Below are 15,629 nucleotides of genomic sequence, written 5' to 3'. Positions count from 1 at the left end.
ACCCGGGCTGGCACGGCGCCGCCCGGGGAGAGTGCGGCTGGGGATTCCATGGACCTGTCCTGTCGTCGGTCCGTGCAGCGTAGGGCGGTGTCGTCCGCGGTCCCGGGAGCCACCCCGAACGGGTGACCAGGCCTGTGCGATGTTGTACGGGGCGGCAGGATCGGCCGAGAACACGTGGGTCGGGCCAGGGTGGCCGGTCGTGGTGGGGCCGCCGTCGGGTGGCCCGGGCCCAAGCGGCTGCACGAGTCAGGAGTGATGCCCGGTGGATCTGCAGGACACAGTGCGCGTACTGCGCTCGGCCTGGTGGGTCCTGGTCGTGGCCACCTTGCTGGGCGGAGCAGCTGCCGGTGGGTTGGTGCTGGCCAGCACGCCTCAGTACACCGCCGACACGCGGCTGTTCATCTCCACCACGGGGTCCGGCGACGACATCAGCGCCGCCGTCGAGGGCAGCGTCCTGGCCAAGGCGCGGGTGTCGTCCTACGCGGCCTACCTGACCGACCTGCAACTGTCGCAAGCCGTCGTCGACGACCTGGACCTGGACATGACCGCCGATGAGCTCTCCCAGGAGATCACCGCCTCGGTGGTGCCGGACACCGTCATCCTCGACGTCACCGTCACCGACCCCTCCGCCACGCAGGCGCAGGCGATCGCCGAGTCCATCGGCACCCAGTTCGACGGCCTGGTCGCCGCGCTGGAGACCCCGGCCGGCCAGCTCAGCTCGCCCATCCAGGTGTCGGTCATCGCCCGACCGGAGCTGCCCACCCAGCCCAGCAGCCCACAACCCACCCGGCAGGTCCCGATCGGCCTCGTGCTCGGGTTCGTGCTGGGGTGCGCCCTGGTGCTGATCCGCCACAAGACCGACAGCCGGGTCCGGACCAGCGCGCAGGCCGCCGAGCTCGCCAGCGGGCCGGGCCTGGCGGTCATCCCGCTGGACGACCAGCTGGCCGCGGGCACCAACGTTCTCCAGGATCGCGAGGTCCCCAGCGCGGAGTCCTTCCGCCAATTGCGCACCAGCCTGGACTTCGTCGACGTGGACTCGCCACCCCGCACCATCCTGGTCAGCAGCTCGCTGCCCGGCGAGGGCAAGACCACCGTGTCGGTGAACCTGGCGCTCGCCCTGACCGCGGCCGGGCGCCGGGTGGTGTTGGTGGAGGCCGACCTCCGACGTCCTCGGGTCACCCGCCAGCTCGGGCTGGTCAGCGGCGCCGGGTTGACCAGCGTGCTCAACGGCTCGGCCGACCTCGACGACGTCCTGCAGCCGGTCGGTGACGGTTCGCTGCAGGTCCTCGCCGCCGGCCCCACGCCGCCCAACCCCGGCGAGCTGCTCGCCTCGGGCCTGATGAAGAAGGTGCTGTCCGATCTGGTCGGCCGGGCCGACATCGTCCTGCTCGACGGTCCGCCTCTGCTGCCGGTGTCCGACGCCGGCGGGCTGGCCCCCTCCACCGACGGCGTGCTGCTCTGCGTCCGCTACGGCCAGACCCGGTCCCGCGAGCTGGAGAGCGCGGCCCGCACCCTGGAGCGGGTCGGGGCCCGCACGCTGGGCTCTGTGTTCACCTTCGTCCCTCGCCGGGCCGCGAGCGAGGAGGGACTCGGGTACAGCTACCACTACGGCGAGGACCCGGCGCCGCGCCGCGGATGGTTCGCCCGGCGACTCGCGCCGTCGGCACCGGCCGCCGCGCCCGCCCGCCCTGCCCCGACTGCCCCGATCGCGACGGCGTCCGACGGCACGGCGGTGCGCCGGGTGCAGGCCGCCGCCCGTGCGACCGTGACCGGCTCGGTGGCCGAGCTCGACACCCCTGAGCCGGCCGCCCCGCCTGCGCCGACGGAATTCCCGGAGCCAGATGCCCCAGCGGTCCCGGCGGACCGGACAGGGCAGGAGGACAGCGACACGACAACGCGAGACAGCCGGTCGGACGACGAGTCGGCCTCCGCGGACACCACCGCCGCGCCGGCCCCCGCTCGTGCACCGTCCAACGTCCCGCCGCGGCCAGCGATCTCCGGCCCCGACGCGCCGATCTACCCGGCCCGCGTGGTCGTCGGACCACGGCAGCCGGATTCCAGCCAGAGCTCGCGCTCCCGGGGTCGCGGCCGCCGCGGCTGAACATCGCGCACCGGGACCGCCGATGGGCCGCCCCGGCCCACCCCGCCGTCAGACCAGCGCAGGAGCGCGGGTGCCGAGGAACGTCTGCAGGAGCGGGAACAGTGCGTCGGCGATCCGGTCCGCGACCGCTCGGTGCACCGCGGACGAGCGACCGACGGGATCCAGGACGTCGTCGTCCCCGGGCGTGACCAGCCCACGGGCGGCCCGCCCCCGGCCCAGCGCGGCCACCAGGGCCGCGCCGCGGGCATCCAGGTCGCGGGCGGGCGGGACCACCAAGTCCCGCGGCAGGTGGGCGAGCAGGTCCCTGGCCTCGAGCAGGGTGAAGGTGCGCGCCATGGCCCGGGGGGCGACCTGCAGCACGTCGCGCCGGTGCGCGCGGGTCAGGGCGAGCACCAGGTCGGCTTCGGCGGCGTGCTCCGGGACGAACTGCCGAGCCCGGAAGGACCCGGCGTGGCCACCCAGGTCGGTGAGGGCCTGCGCGGCCCGCGGGTCCATCGCCGAGCCGACGACGGCCGCCGTCCCAGAACTCGACGCAGTCAGGTCGCCGCGACCGAGCTCCTCGGCGAACGCGGTGGTGATCCGCTCCGCGAGGGCGGACCGGCAGATGTTCCCCGTGCACACGAAGGCCACATGCATGTCTCGATCGTGGCACGAGTTCCGGTACCCGTCGTCACCGTCACCCCCATCCGGGTGACGACCGGTGACCGTGTGGGTGGTCATCGCCGGATGCCGCGGCGGCCTCGACCCTCGGCACTGGATGGTCGATTGGCCTCGCTGCCGGTGCTCGCCCGGACGTCAGGACCCGGGCGTCCTGAGGTCGGTGAGCGGCGGGTCCGCCAGCCCGGCCTGCCGCACGTCGGCGACGAACCGCTCGGCCAGCAAGGCATGGCCGGCGTCGTCGGGGTGGATGCCATCGGGGTCCAGCAGCCGCTGGGCGGCGGCGTCCTCGACCCACCGCTCCCCCACCGGGTCGATGACCAGTCCACCGAGATCGACCGCGAGGTCCCGGAAGCCGGCGTCGACCGTCTGCTGCCAGCTGTCGGCCGGGTCGGGCCCCTGGGTGAGGTAGGCGGGCAGGACGACGACCAAGGTCGCCTCCGGCCAACGCGCCCGTACCTCGGCCAGGTAGGCGGCCGCCACGGCGACGACGTCCTCTGCCGGCGTGGCCCGGTCGTTGCGACCGGCGTCGATCACCACGACGTCGGCCAGGTAACGCTGTGCGGACGACTGCAGCCGGTCGGGCAGCGGACTGAAGGAGGGGGTGTTGGAGCGGCCGTCGGCCACGAACCCGGTGCCTCCCTGGGCGTCGAGGTTGCAGGTCCAGTCCAGCAGTGCTGCCGCCCGGCACGACCAAGCCTGGGCGGGGCTGCTGGCGCCGGCGCCGGCGGTGTAGCTGTCGCCGATGAAGAGGGCGGCCGTCGGTCGGGTGGGCGGACCCATCGGTGGACCGGACCGGGATGCGTCCCCGCCCTCCGGTCCGGGCACGCGCAGCGCCGCGCCCATGACCACGACCGCCATCACGGCGACCACGGCCAGCACGATCCCTCGGCACCCCGCATCCCGTCGCACCGGGCAAGCGTGACCGATCCGACCCGCAAGTGCCATCACCCGTTCGTGGGCGCAGCGGTCACACGGGGAACCGGGGCCCGCGCAGCTGCATGGGGGAGCCCCCGGCGACCATGCCATCGGGCACCTCCCCGGAGACGACGGTGCCCGGGGACACCAGCGCGGAGACCCCGATCCGGCTGCCGCCCAGCACCACGCACCGCGCCGTCACCCAGGCGCCGTCCTCGATCGTCACCGGGGCGGTGATGAGCGCCATGTCCCGACGGTGCGCGTGCGAACCGGTGGTCACGAAGGTGCCCTGGCTGACCACGGCGTCCGAGCCGATGGTCAGCTGGTCCTGGTTGTGCAACCAGACGTCCTCGCCGATCCAGCTGCGGTCACCGACGGTCAGCTTCCAGGGGAAGCGCACCCGCAGCCGTGGGCGCAGCAGCACGCCCTCACCGATCCGGGCGCCGAAGGCGACGAGCACCGCCCGCCGCACCCTGGAGCTGATCTGCAGCGGGTTGCTGACCAAGAGCACCTCGGCCAGGCCCCAGAGGTAGACCTTCCAGGCCGGTGCGTCCCACGCCTCGCCCGAACCCGGCGCGGCCGACAGGTCGATGACCCGGGGGCGGACGTCGGTCACGACGCGCGGACGGTGCCGGCGGCGAGCTGCTCCCGGTACCAGGCGACGGTGGCGGCCAGACCTTCGTGCAGACCGATCTCGGCGCGCCAGCCCAGGTCGTGGATGGTGGAGACGTCCAGCAGCTTGCGGGGGGTGCCGTCGGGCTTGGTGGTGTCGAAGACCAGTTCCCCGGTGTAGCCGACGGTGTCGGCGACGAGCTGGGCGAGCTCGGCGATGGGCAGGTCCTCCCCCACCCCGATGTTGACCGGCGCGCCGTCGTCGTAGTGCTCCAGCAGGTGCACGCACGCCCGCGCCAGGTCGCTCACGTGCAGGAACTCCCGCCGTGGGGTGCCGGTCCCCCACACGGTGACGGTGGGGTCGCCGTCGATGCGGGCGTCCTCGAACCGGCGGATCAGTCCGGGCAGCACATGGGAGCCCTCGGGGGAGAAGTTGTCCCCGGGCCCGTACAGGTTGGTGGGCATCGCCGAGATGTAGTGCAGCCCGTACTGGCGGCGCAGGGCCTGCACCTGCAGCACCCCGGCGATCTTGGCGATCGCGTAGGCGTCGTTGGTCGGCTCCAGCAACCCGGTCAGCAGCGAGTCCTCGCGGATGGGCTGCTCGGCGAACTTGGGGTAGATGCAGGAGGAACCCAGGAACAGCAACTTCGAGGTGCCCGTGGCCGCGGCGGCGTCCAGGACGTTGGTCTGGATCCGGATGTTGTCGGAGAAGAAGTCTGCCGGGTAGGTGGCGTTGGCCAGGATCCCGCCGACCTTGGCTGCGGCCAGGATCACCGTGGCCGGGCGCTCCCGGTCGAAGAACGCCTCCACCGCGGTGCGGTCGCGCAGGTCCACCTCCGCCGAGGTCGCAGTCACCAGGTCGGTGAACCCCTCGGCCTGCAGGTGGGCCAGCACCGCACCGCCCACGAGGCCCCGGTGCCCCGCCANAATGTGTATAAGAGCCAGCCCCCTACGGCGTCGCCAAGCTCTACGCCTACTGGGCCACCCGCAACTACCGCGAGGCCTACGACACCTACGCCGTCAACGGCATCCTGTTCAACCACGAGTCCCCCCGCCGCGGGGAGACCTTCGTGACCCGCAAGGTCACCCGCGCCGTGGCCCGCATCAAGGCCGGCCTGCAGGACAAGCTCTTCATGGGCAACCTGGACGCCGTCCGCGACTGGGGCTACGCCCCCGAGTACGTCGAAGGCATGTGGCGGATGCTCCAGGCGTCTGAACCCACCGACTACGTCCTCGCGACCAACACCGCCTACAGCGTCAAGGACTTCGTGCGGCTGTCCTTCGAGCACGCCGGCCTCGACTGGGAGAACCACGTCGAGTACGACAAGCGCTACGAACGACCCAGCGAGGTCGACGCACTCGTCGGGGACTACACCAAGGCCAAGACCATCCTCGGCTGGGAACCCAAGGTCCACACCCCCGAACTGGTTAAGATCATGGTCGACGCCGACATCCAGGCCCTCGACGACCAGCTCTCCGGCAGATCAGTCCGGGTCGACTCATGACCCGCCTGGACGTCACCGTCGTCGGCCTGCACTACGCCCCCGAGCACTCGGGCAACGCGCCCTACACCACCGGCCTGGCCCGGCACCTCGCGACCGAGGACATGGACGTGACGGCGGTCGTGGGCTACCCGCACTACCCGGAGTGGCACCTGCACCCGGACTACCTGCGCCGACGCCGCGTGGAGGTCGACCACGGGGTCACCGTGCGCCGGCAGCGGCACCTGGTGCCGGCTGAGCCCACTGCGCTCACCCGGGTGGTCATGGAGTCCACGTTCGCGGTCAAGACCGCGTGGCAGCTGATGCGCCGTCGGGCGGACGTCGTGGTGGCGGTCAGCCCGGTGCTGCTGTCCCTGCTGCCGGCGGTTCTGCTGCGCCGGGCGGGTGGCTACCGGCTCGGGGTGTGGGTGCAGGACCTGTACGGCGCTGCGCTGGCCGAGACGGGACTGGGCGGGGGTCTGCTCACCCGCGCCACCGCCTGGCTGGAGATCGCGCTCCTGAAGCGGGCCGACTCGATCTCCGTCATCCACGAGGTCTTCCGGCGCCGGTTGGTCGAGGCCGGCATCGCGCCCAACCGGATCGAGGTCATCCCCAACTGGTCGCACGTGTACGTCCCCGAGGACGTCGACGTCCCCGCGGTCCGGGCCCGCCTGGGCTGGGGACCCGACGAGGTCATCGCGCTGCACGCCGGCAACATCGGCGTCAAGCAGGGCCTCGACGGCCTCGTGGACGTCGCCCGGCTGGCCGACCAGCGCGGCAGCCGGGTGCGGGTCGTCGTCATGGGTGACGGGTCCCAGCGGGCGCACGTGATGGCCCTGGGTGCCGACGTCGACCGGCTGACGTTCCTGGCGCCACTGCCGGACGGGGAGTTCGAGACCGCCCTCGCTGCCGCGGACGTGCTCGTGCTGCACGAGAAGCCCGGGCTGGTCGAGATGAGTGTCCCCAGCAAGCTCACCAGCTACTTCACCGCCGGCCGACCGGTGGTCGCCGCAACCGATCCCCGCAGCGGGGCGAGCTCGCTGATGGCCGCCGCGGGAGCCGGCCGGTCCACGTCGGCCGGGGACGCGGCCGCGATCCTGGACTCGATCGAGCAGGTCGCCGCCGACCCGGCCGCGTCGACGGCGATGGGTGCCCGGGGCCGGGTCTACGCGGCCGAGCACCTGACCAGCGCCGCCTCTCTGCGCCGCTACACCTGCTGGGTGCACCAGCTGGCGGGGGACGGCCAGCTCGTCCCTCAGCCGGTGGGGGTCACGTCGCCGCTCGACCGGGAGCTGTCCGCGTCGCTCCTGGACGTGCCGGGGCCGGCGCCGGCGCTGCCCCGCGTGGCGCTCCCGGACACCGCGCCCTCGAACGCCGCGATGTCCTCGAGGCAGAGGTCGCGCGCACTGGCCGGCTCCGCCCCGAACCCGCGGTACCAGTCGGCGGTCCTGCCCAGCGTCTCGCCCAGCCGCCAGGTCGGGGTCCAGGACAGCGCCCGCGCGGCCAGCTCGACGTCCAGCCGGAGCACCCCGGCTTCGTGACCCAGGTCCTCGTGGGGCTCGCTGCGCCAACCGCGGGAGCCGTCGGCCAGCGGCCCCCACGCGGTGCTGAGCCCGTCGACGAGCTCGGCGACCGTGGCGTCGTCCTCGGGGTGCGGGCCGAAGTTGTAGGCGCCGGCGAGGGCGTCGGCGTCGTCCTGCAGCAACGCCGCGGCCAGCGTGAGGTAGCCCGACAGCGGCTCCAGCACGTGCTGCCAGGGCCGCACCGCGTGCGGGCTGCGCAGCACCAGCTCGCCGCCGCGGGCCCGGGCCCGGGCCAGGTCGGCCACCAGGCCGTCCTCGGTCCAGTCCCCGCCGCCGATGACGTTGCCCGCCCGGCCGGAGGCCAGCCGCACCACCGGACAGCCCGCCGCGGCCTGGGCCTGCGGGTCGAAGTAGGAACGCCGGTAGGACTGGACCACCAGCTCCTGGGCGGCCTTGCTCGCGCTGTACGGGTCGTGCCCCCCGAGCGGGTCGGTCTCCCTGAACGGCCGGCCGGACTCGTCGTTCAGGTAGCACTTGTCGCTGGTGACCACCACGACGGCGCACGGCCGGTCGGCGGCCCGCACCGCGTCGAGCACCGCCGTCGTGCCGTCGACGTTGACCGAGAACGCCTCCGCCGGGCGGCGGTACCCCTCGCTCACCACCGTGCGGGCAGCCAGGTGCAGCACGACGTCGGGCCGGGAGCGGGCGACCACGGCGTCGACGGCGTCCCGGTCGCGGACGTCGCCGACCACGTGGTCGTGCAGGACGTCGGCGACCCCGGCGACCTCGAACAGCGCCGGGTCGGTCTCCGGCGCCAGTGCGTACCCGGTGGTCCGCGCGCCCAGCGCGGCCAACCACAGCGCCAACCACGAGCCCTTGAAGCCGGTGTGCCCGGTCACGAGCACGTCCCGGCCACGCAGTGCCGAGGGATGAGGAGCGGTCATGGCCGGACCTGGTAGGACATGGTGCGCAAGCCTAGGACCGACCGAGGGGGTCACGGTGCCCGACGAGCCCGCCGGTCGTTGCCGATCCTGCCGCGACGCCGCCGTCACCACCGTGCTCGACCTCGGGCACCAGCCGGTCGCCGACGACCTGGCCGACAGCCCGGACGACGCACGCGGTGCTCCTCGGCACCGGCTGGCGGTGGGCTGCTGCCGCAGCTGCGGGCTGGTCCAGCTCGACGCCCTGACGCCGGTGCTCGCCCACGCCGCGCACGGGCACGGGAGCGCCTTCTCCGGCACCGTCCTCGACCACGAGGCCGGGTGGGCGGCCGAGCTCATGGCCGACCTGCCCCCCGCGGGCCGGGTGCTGGACGTCGGGTCGGGCTCGGGCGGGCTGCTCCGCCCGTTCGCCGCGGCGGGTCACCAGGTCCTCGGGTGGGAGCGCGACGGCGCCCTCGCCGACCAGGCCACCGCAGCGGGCACCACCACGACGGTCCGCGACGGCAACGTCCGGGGTGCTGCCGTGCCCGAGTTCGACCTCGTCCTGGCCAACCACACGCTCAGCCACGCCGACGACCTCGACGCCGCGGTCGAGGTCCTCGCCGGCTCGCTGGCCCCCGGCGGCCGGCTGGCGGTCGAGTTCCACTCGGCCCTGGGCATCCTCCTCGGCGGTCAGGTGGACGTGGTCTGCCACGCCCACCGGAGCTACCTGTCGCTGACCGCCCTGACCGCGGCACTGGGCCGGCACGGGCTCACCGTGACCACGGCCCGGCCGTTGACCCTGCACGGCGGCGTCGTCCGGGTGCAGGCCCGGTCCACCGCCGAGGGGGCGCGGCCCGAAGGCGGCGTCGCCGAGGTGCTGGCCGCCGAGGCCGAGGCCGGGCTCGGGGACCCCGCGGCCTGGCGTCCGCTGGCCGACCGGACCCTCCGGCTGCCCGACGCGCTGCGCGATGCGCTGGCCGGGCTGGGGGACGGGGTACGGGTGGCCGGCTACGGCGCCCCCAGCCGCGGGACGACGCTGCTGAACCTCTGCGGGCTGACCGCGTCCGAGCTGCCGCGCACCGCCGACCGCTCGCCGGCCAAGCAGGGCAGGTTCCTCCCGGGTGCGGGCACCCGGGTGTGCGCGCCCGAGGAGCTCGCCGCGGACCCGCCGGACGTCGTCCTGGTCCTGGTGTGGCCGCTGCGGGAGGAGGTGCTGGCCCAGCTCGCCGACCTGCGTGCCCGGGGCACCCGCTTCCTCTTCCCGCTGCCCACCCTGGAGCTCGTCCCGTGACCCGGCCCTTCCGCTTCATCGCCCCGGCCCCGCGGTTGGGGACCGACCCGGCTGCCTGGCGCGCGGAGGTGCGCCGGATCGAGGACCTCGGGTTCACCACGATGTCCATCGGTGACCACCTCAGCAGCGGCTGGGTGCTGGAGCCGCTGACCGCCATGACGGTGGCCGCCGAGGCCACCACGTCCCTGCGGGTGCTGTCCCTGGCGCTGGCCAACGACTACCGGCACCCGGTCCTGCTGCACAAGGCGCTGGCCACCCTGGACGTCTTCAGCGGCGGCCGGGTCGAGGTCGGCATCGGCGCCGGCTGGATGGCCGCCGACTACACCGCGGCGGGCATCCCGATGGACCGACCGGGCGTGCGGATCGACCGGCTCGAGGAGGCCCTGGCCGTGCTGACCGGCCTGTTCGGTCCCGAGCCGCTGACCTTCGCCGGCGAGCACTACCGGGTGCAGGACCTCACCGGTCTGCCCCGGCCGGTGCAGGCGCCCCGTCCGCCGCTGCTGGTCGGCGGTGGCGGCCGCCGGATGCTGGAGCTGGCCGCCCGGACCGCCGACGTCGTGGGGGTGCACTGCACCCTGCGCTCCGGGGTGCAGGACTCCGAGGCCGTCGCGGACCTGACGGCCGAGCGGGTCGCCGAGAAGGTCGGCTGGGTGCGGGAGGCCGCCGCCGCCGCCGGTCGCGACCCCGAGCTGCAGTTCAGCGTCTACCACAGCCGGGTGGGACGGGACGCCCCCGCGCCCAGCTCGAGCTTCGCCGCCCTGATGGCCGCCGCGGGCGACACCCTGGCCGACTCCCCGGCGGTGCTGGTCGGGGACGTCGACGAGTGCGTGGACCGCCTGCAGGAGGTGCGGGAGCGCTACGGGTTCAGCTACCTCAACCTGGGGGCCGACCTCGACGGGCTGGCCCCCCTGGTCGCCCGGCTGGCCGGGACCTGACCGCTCAGCGCAGCGCGGCGGCGGGGGTGCGGGCGAGCACCTCGGCGGCCGCCCGCTCGCCGCTGAGGTAGGACTCGTCGGTCCAGGCGTGGTCCCAGTCGCCGTAGCGCCCGCACCGGGCGATGCCCACCTCGGCCAGCCAGGCGTGCACGGTGGCGACGGCGTCGGCCCGCTGGTGGTCCCAGATGACGTTGGCGTACTCGATGTTGCGGGCCTCGGCGACCAGGACCTCGTCGTCCTCGCGCAGGACCCCCACCCGCCGGAGGTCGGCCAGCACCCGCTCGACCACCTGCTCCGGGGTCTGCTGCAGCGGCTTGTAGCGGTGCGAGTGGTAGACCTCGGCCTGGATGGCGCCCGCGCCGGCCGGTACGACGTGCGGGGAGAGCATGTGCGGGAAGTTCAGCCGCGGGAACACCACGTCGGGGTCGTAGTAGTAGGTGATGTGCGCCGGGGACAGGTCCTCCCGCGCGACCCCGACGTTGACCACCATCGCCGAGCTCCACGACAGCGCCGCGGCCGCGGCCAGCACCGCCGCGGGTGCCCCGTCGACCAGCGGCACCAGGTCCGGCAGCGGGATGGAGGAGATGATCGCCTCCGCGGTGACCGCGCTGCCGTCGGCGAACCGCACCGTCCCGGCGGCGGGGTCGATGCCCACCACCCGGTGGTCCAGCCGGACGTCCAGCCCGCGCCGCATCCCGGCCAGGTAGGCGCCGAACCCACCGCGCTCGGGGTAGCGGAACTCGGTGACGTAGTGCTTGTGCTCCCGCGGTGCGTCCAGCGCCCCGGTCAGCATCTCGGTGAGGTCCGGGCGGTACATCCGCGGACCCAGCCACTCGGTCGTCACGTTCTCGGGCTCGGTCGTGTGGTACTTGCGGCCGTAGACCATCGGGAAGGTCTCGGCGAACGTGCGGCCGTAGGAGGAGACCAGCCAGTCCGCGTAGTGCTCGACGGACCGCTGCGGGCCGGTGGACTCCGCGACGAAGTCGGCCAGGACGTCGACGACGAGCTCGGGGGGCAGACCGTGCAGGTTGAGCTGGACCGGGTGGCGCACCCGGTGCCCGCGCCACACGTTGTCGATGTGGGCCTGCACGGTGCGGAACCGACCGTCGACGGCGTCGGCGAAGACGCCGGCGACCCGCTCGTCGGAGGTGAACGACAGGTGCGGTCCGTCGTCGAACAGGAAGCCGTGGCCGGCGTCGAAGGTCGCGGTGTGCCCGCCGGCGTAGGACTTCGCGTCGAAGCAGACGGCCTCGCGGCCGGCGTCGCGCAGCGCGTGGGCCGCGCCCATCGCGGCCATGCCCGAGCCGAGGACGGCGACCGGGACAGGAGTGGGGTCGGAGCTCATGCGCCGGGCCTCTCGGGGGTGGTGGGGGCGAAGGCCAGGACGGCCTTCGCGCAGCTGAACGCTTCGGCGTAGGACGAGGAGCACTCGACCCCGCGCAGCCGCGCGAGCCCGAGGAAGACCTCGTCGTCGTACCAGGCGCGGCCCCGCTGGGAAGGGTAGGACGCCGCCAGCAGCTCGGCCTTGCGCCGGGCGGTGGCCGGGTCGAGGGCCACGTACACCGGACGGCGGCCCAGGTCGCCGTCCCACTTGGGGATCTCGTAGCCCAGGGTGAGCACACCGCGGAAGACGGTGGGCAGCAGCTCGGCGATCAGCCGGTGGTCCTGGTGGCTGTCGTCGGGGCCGGGACCGATGACGAGGTCCGGGCGGGGGGCGGCGGCGGCGTGGTCCTCCAGCACCTGCTTGACCGCGTCCCAGTGCGCCGGCAGCCGGCCGTCGGGCAGGTCGTGCACGGTCACCGTGTGCCGGGCGCCGGCGAGGAACAGGTCGGCCGCCGCCCGCGCCTCCGCGGCGCGCTCGGCGGTGCCGGTGAGGACGAGGACGTCGACCTCGGTGTCGGGTCGCTGGTCCACCAGCTGCAGCAGGGTGCCCCCGGCGCCGATCTCGACGTCGTCGGGGTGCGCGCCGACCGCGAGCACCCGCAGCGGACGGCCGAGGTCGGCGGGGAGGAGGGCCAGCACGGCTCAGATCCGGTCGAGGGCGCCGTCGAGGGCGGACGGGGTGCGGTCGACGTCGGTCACCGTCCGGGTGCCTGCCTCCGGGGTCGCGGCGGCGGACGGCTCCCACACCGCCCACGGCCGGCGGCCGGACTGGTAGAGCTCCTCCAGCTGCGCGTGCTCCTTCACCGTGTCGGCCGGCACCCAGAACCCGGCGTGCCGGTAGGCGGCGAGCTTGCCGGCCGCGGCCAGCCGGGCGAGCGCGCCGTCGACGAGGTCCTCCCCCGGCAGCAGCGCGTCGAACAGCTCGGGCCGGAAGACGAAGAACCCGCCGTTCTCCCAGATCGGGAACCGGCTCACCGGCTGCAGCCCGGACACCCGGTCGTCCTCACCGATGTCGAGCACGTGGAAGGAGGACTGCGGCGGCACCGCGGTCAACGACGCCGTGGCGTCGCCGGCCAGGAACGTCGCCACCACGTCGGGCAGCGGGACGTCGCTGAGCACGTCGGCGTAGTTGGCCAGGAAGTACTCGTCCCCCTCGACGAGGTGCCGCACCCGGCGCAGCCGCTCGCCGATGCTGCTGTTGAGCCCGGTGTCGACGAAGGTGATGGTCCAGTCGGTGAGGTCGCTGGAGAGCAGGTCGACCTCACGCCCCCCGCGCAGCACGAAGTCGTTGCTGGCGGTCTCCTCGTAGTGGAGGAAGTAGTCCTTGATGAAGCCGGCGCCGTAGCCCAGGCACAGCACGAACTCGGTGTGCCCGTGGTGGGCGTACCAGCGCATCACGTGCCAGATCAGCGGCCGACCACCGATCATGACCATGGGCTTGGGGACCGACGAACCACCGTCGCGCATCCGCATCCCGTGGCCACCGCAGAACAGGACGACCTTCACGGCGAGCTCCTCAGTCGATCTCGAGTGCGGGGATGGGGACCACCAGGCGGGTCCCCCAGTCACGGACGTGGGCCAGCTGCGCGCTGATCTCCGTGCGGAGGTTCCACGGCAGGATCAGCACGTAGTCCGGCCGCACCTCGTCGATGGCCTCGGGCGGCAGGATCGGGATGTGGGTGCCCGGCAGGAACATGCCGTGCTTGTGCGGGTTGCGGTCGACGGTGAAGGCCAGCAGGTCGCTGCGGATCCCGCAGTGGTTCAGGAGCGTGTTGCCCTTGCCCGGGGCGCCGTACCCGACCACCGTCCGCCCCTCCGCCGCGGCGGCGGAGAGGAACGCCACCAGGTCGCGCTTGACCCGGTCGACGACGGCGGCGAACCCGCTGTGGCCCTCGAGGGTGTGCAGCCCGCGGGCCGCCTCCTCCGCCAGCAGCGCGGCCACGGCCGGGGTCCCGGTGCCGGCGTGCTGCTGGTGCCGGGCCCAGATCCGCAGCGAGCCACCGTGGGTGGCCAGCTCCTCGACGTCGACCACGACCAGACCGGCCGTGGCGAGCACCCGCTGGGCGGTGAGCAGCGTGTAGTAGGAGAAGTGCTCGTGGTAGATCGTGTCGTACTGGGCCCGCTCGATCAGCCGCATCAGGTGCGGCACCTCGATGGAGAGCCACCCGTCGTCGGCGAGGAGTGCGGCCAGACCCGCGGAGAAGTCCCGGACGTCGGGGACGTGCGCGAAGACGTTGTTGGCCGCCACCAGGTCGGCCGGACCGTGCTCGGCGCGGACCGCCGCGCCCTCCTCCGCCCCCAGGAAGGCCACCCGGGTGGGCACGCCCCGGGCCTCGGCGTCGACGGCGATGTTGCCCGCGGGCTCGATGCCGAGCACCCGGATGCCCCGGGCGACGGCGTGCTGGAGCAGGTAGCCGTCGTTGCTGGCCACCTCGACCACGAAGCTGTCGGCGCCCAGGCCGAGACGCTCGGCCGAGGTGTCCACGAAGCGCTCCGCGTGGGCCACCCAGGAGGAGGAGTAGGAGGAGTAGTAGGCGTAGTCGGAGAAGATCTCCTCGGCCGGCACGTGCGGGGGCAGCTGGACGAGCAGGCAGTTCGCGCAGATCCACACCCGCAGCGGGTAGAAGACCTCCGGGGACTCCAGCCGCTCGCGGGGCACGTAGCTCTCGCACGGCGGGGACATGCCGAGGTCGACGAACACGTCGGTCAGCGGTCGATCGCACAGCCGGCACGCACCGCCGCCCTGGGCGGACAGCCCTGCCAGGGTCGTCGGGAGGGTCGCGGGACGGGTCACGGGGCGGACTCCTGCTCGGTCGGTCGGTGGGTCAGGCGGCGGTGGGCGCGGACGGCCCGGATGCGGGTGACCAGCCCGGCGCGGAGGCGGCGCGGGAGCACCGACACCGCCAGGCCCAGCACCACGGCACCGCGGGCCCCGGCGGCCCATGCGTCGCGCAGCTGACGGCGGGCGTCCGCGGGGTCGCCCTCCACCAGCAGCGACCACGCCAGGCTGGCGCGGAAGGGGGCACTGGCGCGCAGCACCTCCGGCCGCAGGTCGCCCAGGCGCGGGTCGGCGAGGACCCGGTCGAAGGTGTGCACCTGGGGCACCTCGAGGCGGGTGCTGTGCGCGGCCGAGGCACCGTGCAGCCGGTAGTAGGACAGCCGGTCGGGGACATACCAGGCGGCCGCACCGTCGCGGCTGGCCAGCCAGGTCAGCCAGACCTCGTAGGGCGGGGAGACCTCGGCGGGGACGTCGTCCCAGTCCATGGCGCCGTTGCGGAAGACCGTGGCGACCACGAAGAACACGGCGCGGTCGACCATGCACTCCCGCACGAAGGGCTGGATGCGGCCCGCGGCCAGCCGGGAGCGGCCCCGCTCGGCGGTCGTGGCCTCGGTCTCGGCCGGCAGCACCCGCCCCTCGGCGTCGACCACCCAGTGGTCGGCGAAGCTCAGCAGGATGTCGTCCTGGGCCTGCAACGGAGCGAGCATGACCTCGAGGTAGGTGGGGTCCCAGAAGTCGTCGTCGTGCAGGGTGGCGACGAACCGGCCCCGGCAGTCGCGGTACATGGCCAGGGCGTTCTGCAGCCCGTCGGTCGGCCCTTCGTTGCTGCGGTAGCGCAGCCGGGGATCTCCGTAGTCCGCGACCAGGTCCTCGATCTCGGGGGACCCGTCGCTGTCGGAGACCAGGATCTCGACGTCGCGGACGGTCTGCGCCCGGGCGCTGTCGATGGCCTGCCGTAGCCAGTCCGGCCGGCGGAAGGTGGGGATGGCCACGGTCACCAGCGGGGCGTCCGTCTCCGGCACCTGT

Annotated in this window: 13 protein-coding genes and 2 pseudogenes; 5 read left to right on the top strand and 10 right to left on the bottom strand. The window is 73.8% G+C overall.

Annotated features, from left to right (window positions below):
- Positions 1-262 precede the first annotated feature (262 nt).
- Entirely contained in the window at positions 263-2,101 is a 1,839-nt protein-coding gene (locus tag LFA75_RS13985) for a polysaccharide biosynthesis tyrosine autokinase (RefSeq protein WP_225234233.1), read from the top strand.
- 48 nt (positions 2,102-2,149) lie between these two features.
- Here the strand turns inward: LFA75_RS13985 and LFA75_RS13980 are convergent, their stop codons facing one another.
- The 4 genes from LFA75_RS13980 to LFA75_RS13965 all read right to left on the bottom strand — a co-directional run bounded on the left by LFA75_RS13980 (position 2,150) and on the right by LFA75_RS13965 (position 5,215).
- Positions 2,150-2,737 carry an arsenate reductase/protein-tyrosine-phosphatase family protein gene (locus LFA75_RS13980; RefSeq protein ID WP_225234232.1) on the bottom strand — a complete coding sequence of 196 codons (588 nt, stop codon included), beginning with the start codon at positions 2,735-2,737 and terminating at the stop codon, positions 2,150-2,152.
- Positions 2,738-2,896: 159 nt separating this feature from the next.
- Positions 2,897-3,640 carry an SGNH/GDSL hydrolase family protein gene (locus tag LFA75_RS13975; RefSeq protein ID WP_225234231.1) on the bottom strand — a complete coding sequence of 248 codons (744 nt, stop codon included), beginning with the start codon at positions 3,638-3,640 and terminating at the stop codon, positions 2,897-2,899.
- 88 nt (positions 3,641-3,728) lie between these two features.
- Positions 3,729-4,292, bottom strand: coding sequence for an LbetaH domain-containing protein (locus LFA75_RS13970; RefSeq protein WP_225234230.1), 564 nt, complete (start codon positions 4,290-4,292; stop codon positions 3,729-3,731).
- Positions 4,289-5,215 carry a GDP-L-fucose synthase family protein gene (locus tag LFA75_RS13965; protein WP_263639430.1) on the bottom strand — a complete coding sequence of 309 codons (927 nt, stop codon included), beginning with the start codon at positions 5,213-5,215 and terminating at the stop codon, positions 4,289-4,291. The genes LFA75_RS13970 and LFA75_RS13965 overlap by 4 nt, the downstream gene beginning before the upstream one ends.
- Before the next feature lie 29 nt (positions 5,216-5,244).
- On the opposite strand from LFA75_RS13965, the pseudogene LFA75_RS13960 reads away from it, so the two are divergent.
- Positions 5,245-5,793: pseudogene (locus LFA75_RS13960) on the top strand (GDP-mannose 4,6-dehydratase); the annotation flags it as partial.
- A pseudogene (locus LFA75_RS13955) lies at positions 5,790-6,920 on the top strand (glycosyltransferase family 4 protein); the annotation flags it as partial. The pseudogenes LFA75_RS13960 and LFA75_RS13955, both read left to right, overlap by 4 nt.
- A 104-nt stretch (positions 6,921-7,024) precedes the next feature.
- Here LFA75_RS13955 and rfbG read toward each other — a convergent pair.
- Complete coding sequence (gene rfbG, locus LFA75_RS13950; RefSeq protein WP_225234229.1) at positions 7,025-8,236, bottom strand: CDP-glucose 4,6-dehydratase; 1,212 nt, start codon at positions 8,234-8,236, stop codon at positions 7,025-7,027.
- Between the two features lie 55 nt (positions 8,237-8,291).
- Here rfbG and LFA75_RS13945 point away from each other — a divergent pair, with 55 nt between their 5' ends.
- Positions 8,292-9,506, top strand: a complete 1,215-nt coding sequence (locus LFA75_RS13945) for a class I SAM-dependent methyltransferase (RefSeq protein WP_225234228.1) — start codon at positions 8,292-8,294, stop codon at positions 9,504-9,506.
- On the top strand, positions 9,503-10,441 hold the full coding sequence (locus LFA75_RS13940; RefSeq protein WP_225234227.1) for a TIGR03621 family F420-dependent LLM class oxidoreductase: 939 nt from the start codon (positions 9,503-9,505) through the stop codon (positions 10,439-10,441). Before LFA75_RS13945 ends, LFA75_RS13940 begins: the two co-directional genes overlap by 4 nt.
- Before the next feature lie 4 nt (positions 10,442-10,445).
- Here LFA75_RS13940 and LFA75_RS13935 read toward each other — a convergent pair whose 3' ends face one another.
- Genes LFA75_RS13935 through LFA75_RS13915 form a run of 5 tightly spaced genes read right to left on the bottom strand, consistent with a single transcriptional unit; the run spans position 10,446 to position 15,625 of the window.
- Positions 10,446-11,786, bottom strand: coding sequence for a protoporphyrinogen/coproporphyrinogen oxidase (locus LFA75_RS13935; protein WP_225234226.1), 1,341 nt, complete (start codon positions 11,784-11,786; stop codon positions 10,446-10,448).
- On the bottom strand, positions 11,783-12,463 hold the full coding sequence (locus LFA75_RS13930; protein ID WP_225234225.1) for a PIG-L deacetylase family protein: 681 nt from the start codon (positions 12,461-12,463) through the stop codon (positions 11,783-11,785). Before LFA75_RS13930 ends, LFA75_RS13935 begins: the two co-directional genes overlap by 4 nt.
- Before the next feature lie 3 nt (positions 12,464-12,466).
- Entirely contained in the window at positions 12,467-13,330 is an 864-nt protein-coding gene (locus LFA75_RS13925; RefSeq protein ID WP_225234224.1) for a sugar phosphate nucleotidyltransferase, read from the bottom strand.
- A gap of 10 nt (positions 13,331-13,340) precedes the next feature.
- Positions 13,341-14,618, bottom strand: coding sequence for a class I SAM-dependent methyltransferase (locus tag LFA75_RS13920; protein ID WP_225234223.1), 1,278 nt, complete (start codon positions 14,616-14,618; stop codon positions 13,341-13,343).
- The gene (locus LFA75_RS13915; protein WP_225234222.1) at positions 14,615-15,625 is read right to left on the bottom strand and encodes a glycosyltransferase family 2 protein; all 1,011 of its coding nucleotides are present in this window, start codon (positions 15,623-15,625) and stop codon (positions 14,615-14,617) included. The genes LFA75_RS13920 and LFA75_RS13915 overlap by 4 nt, the downstream gene beginning before the upstream one ends.
- Positions 15,626-15,629: the final 4 nt, after the last annotated feature.

It is taken from the genome of Klenkia terrae (assembly GCF_900491935.1).
GTDB lineage: Bacteria > Actinomycetota > Actinomycetes > Mycobacteriales > Geodermatophilaceae > Klenkia > Klenkia terrae.
The sequence above is the reverse complement of the archived record's forward strand: the minus strand, read 5'-3'. Positions and strand labels throughout refer to the sequence as shown.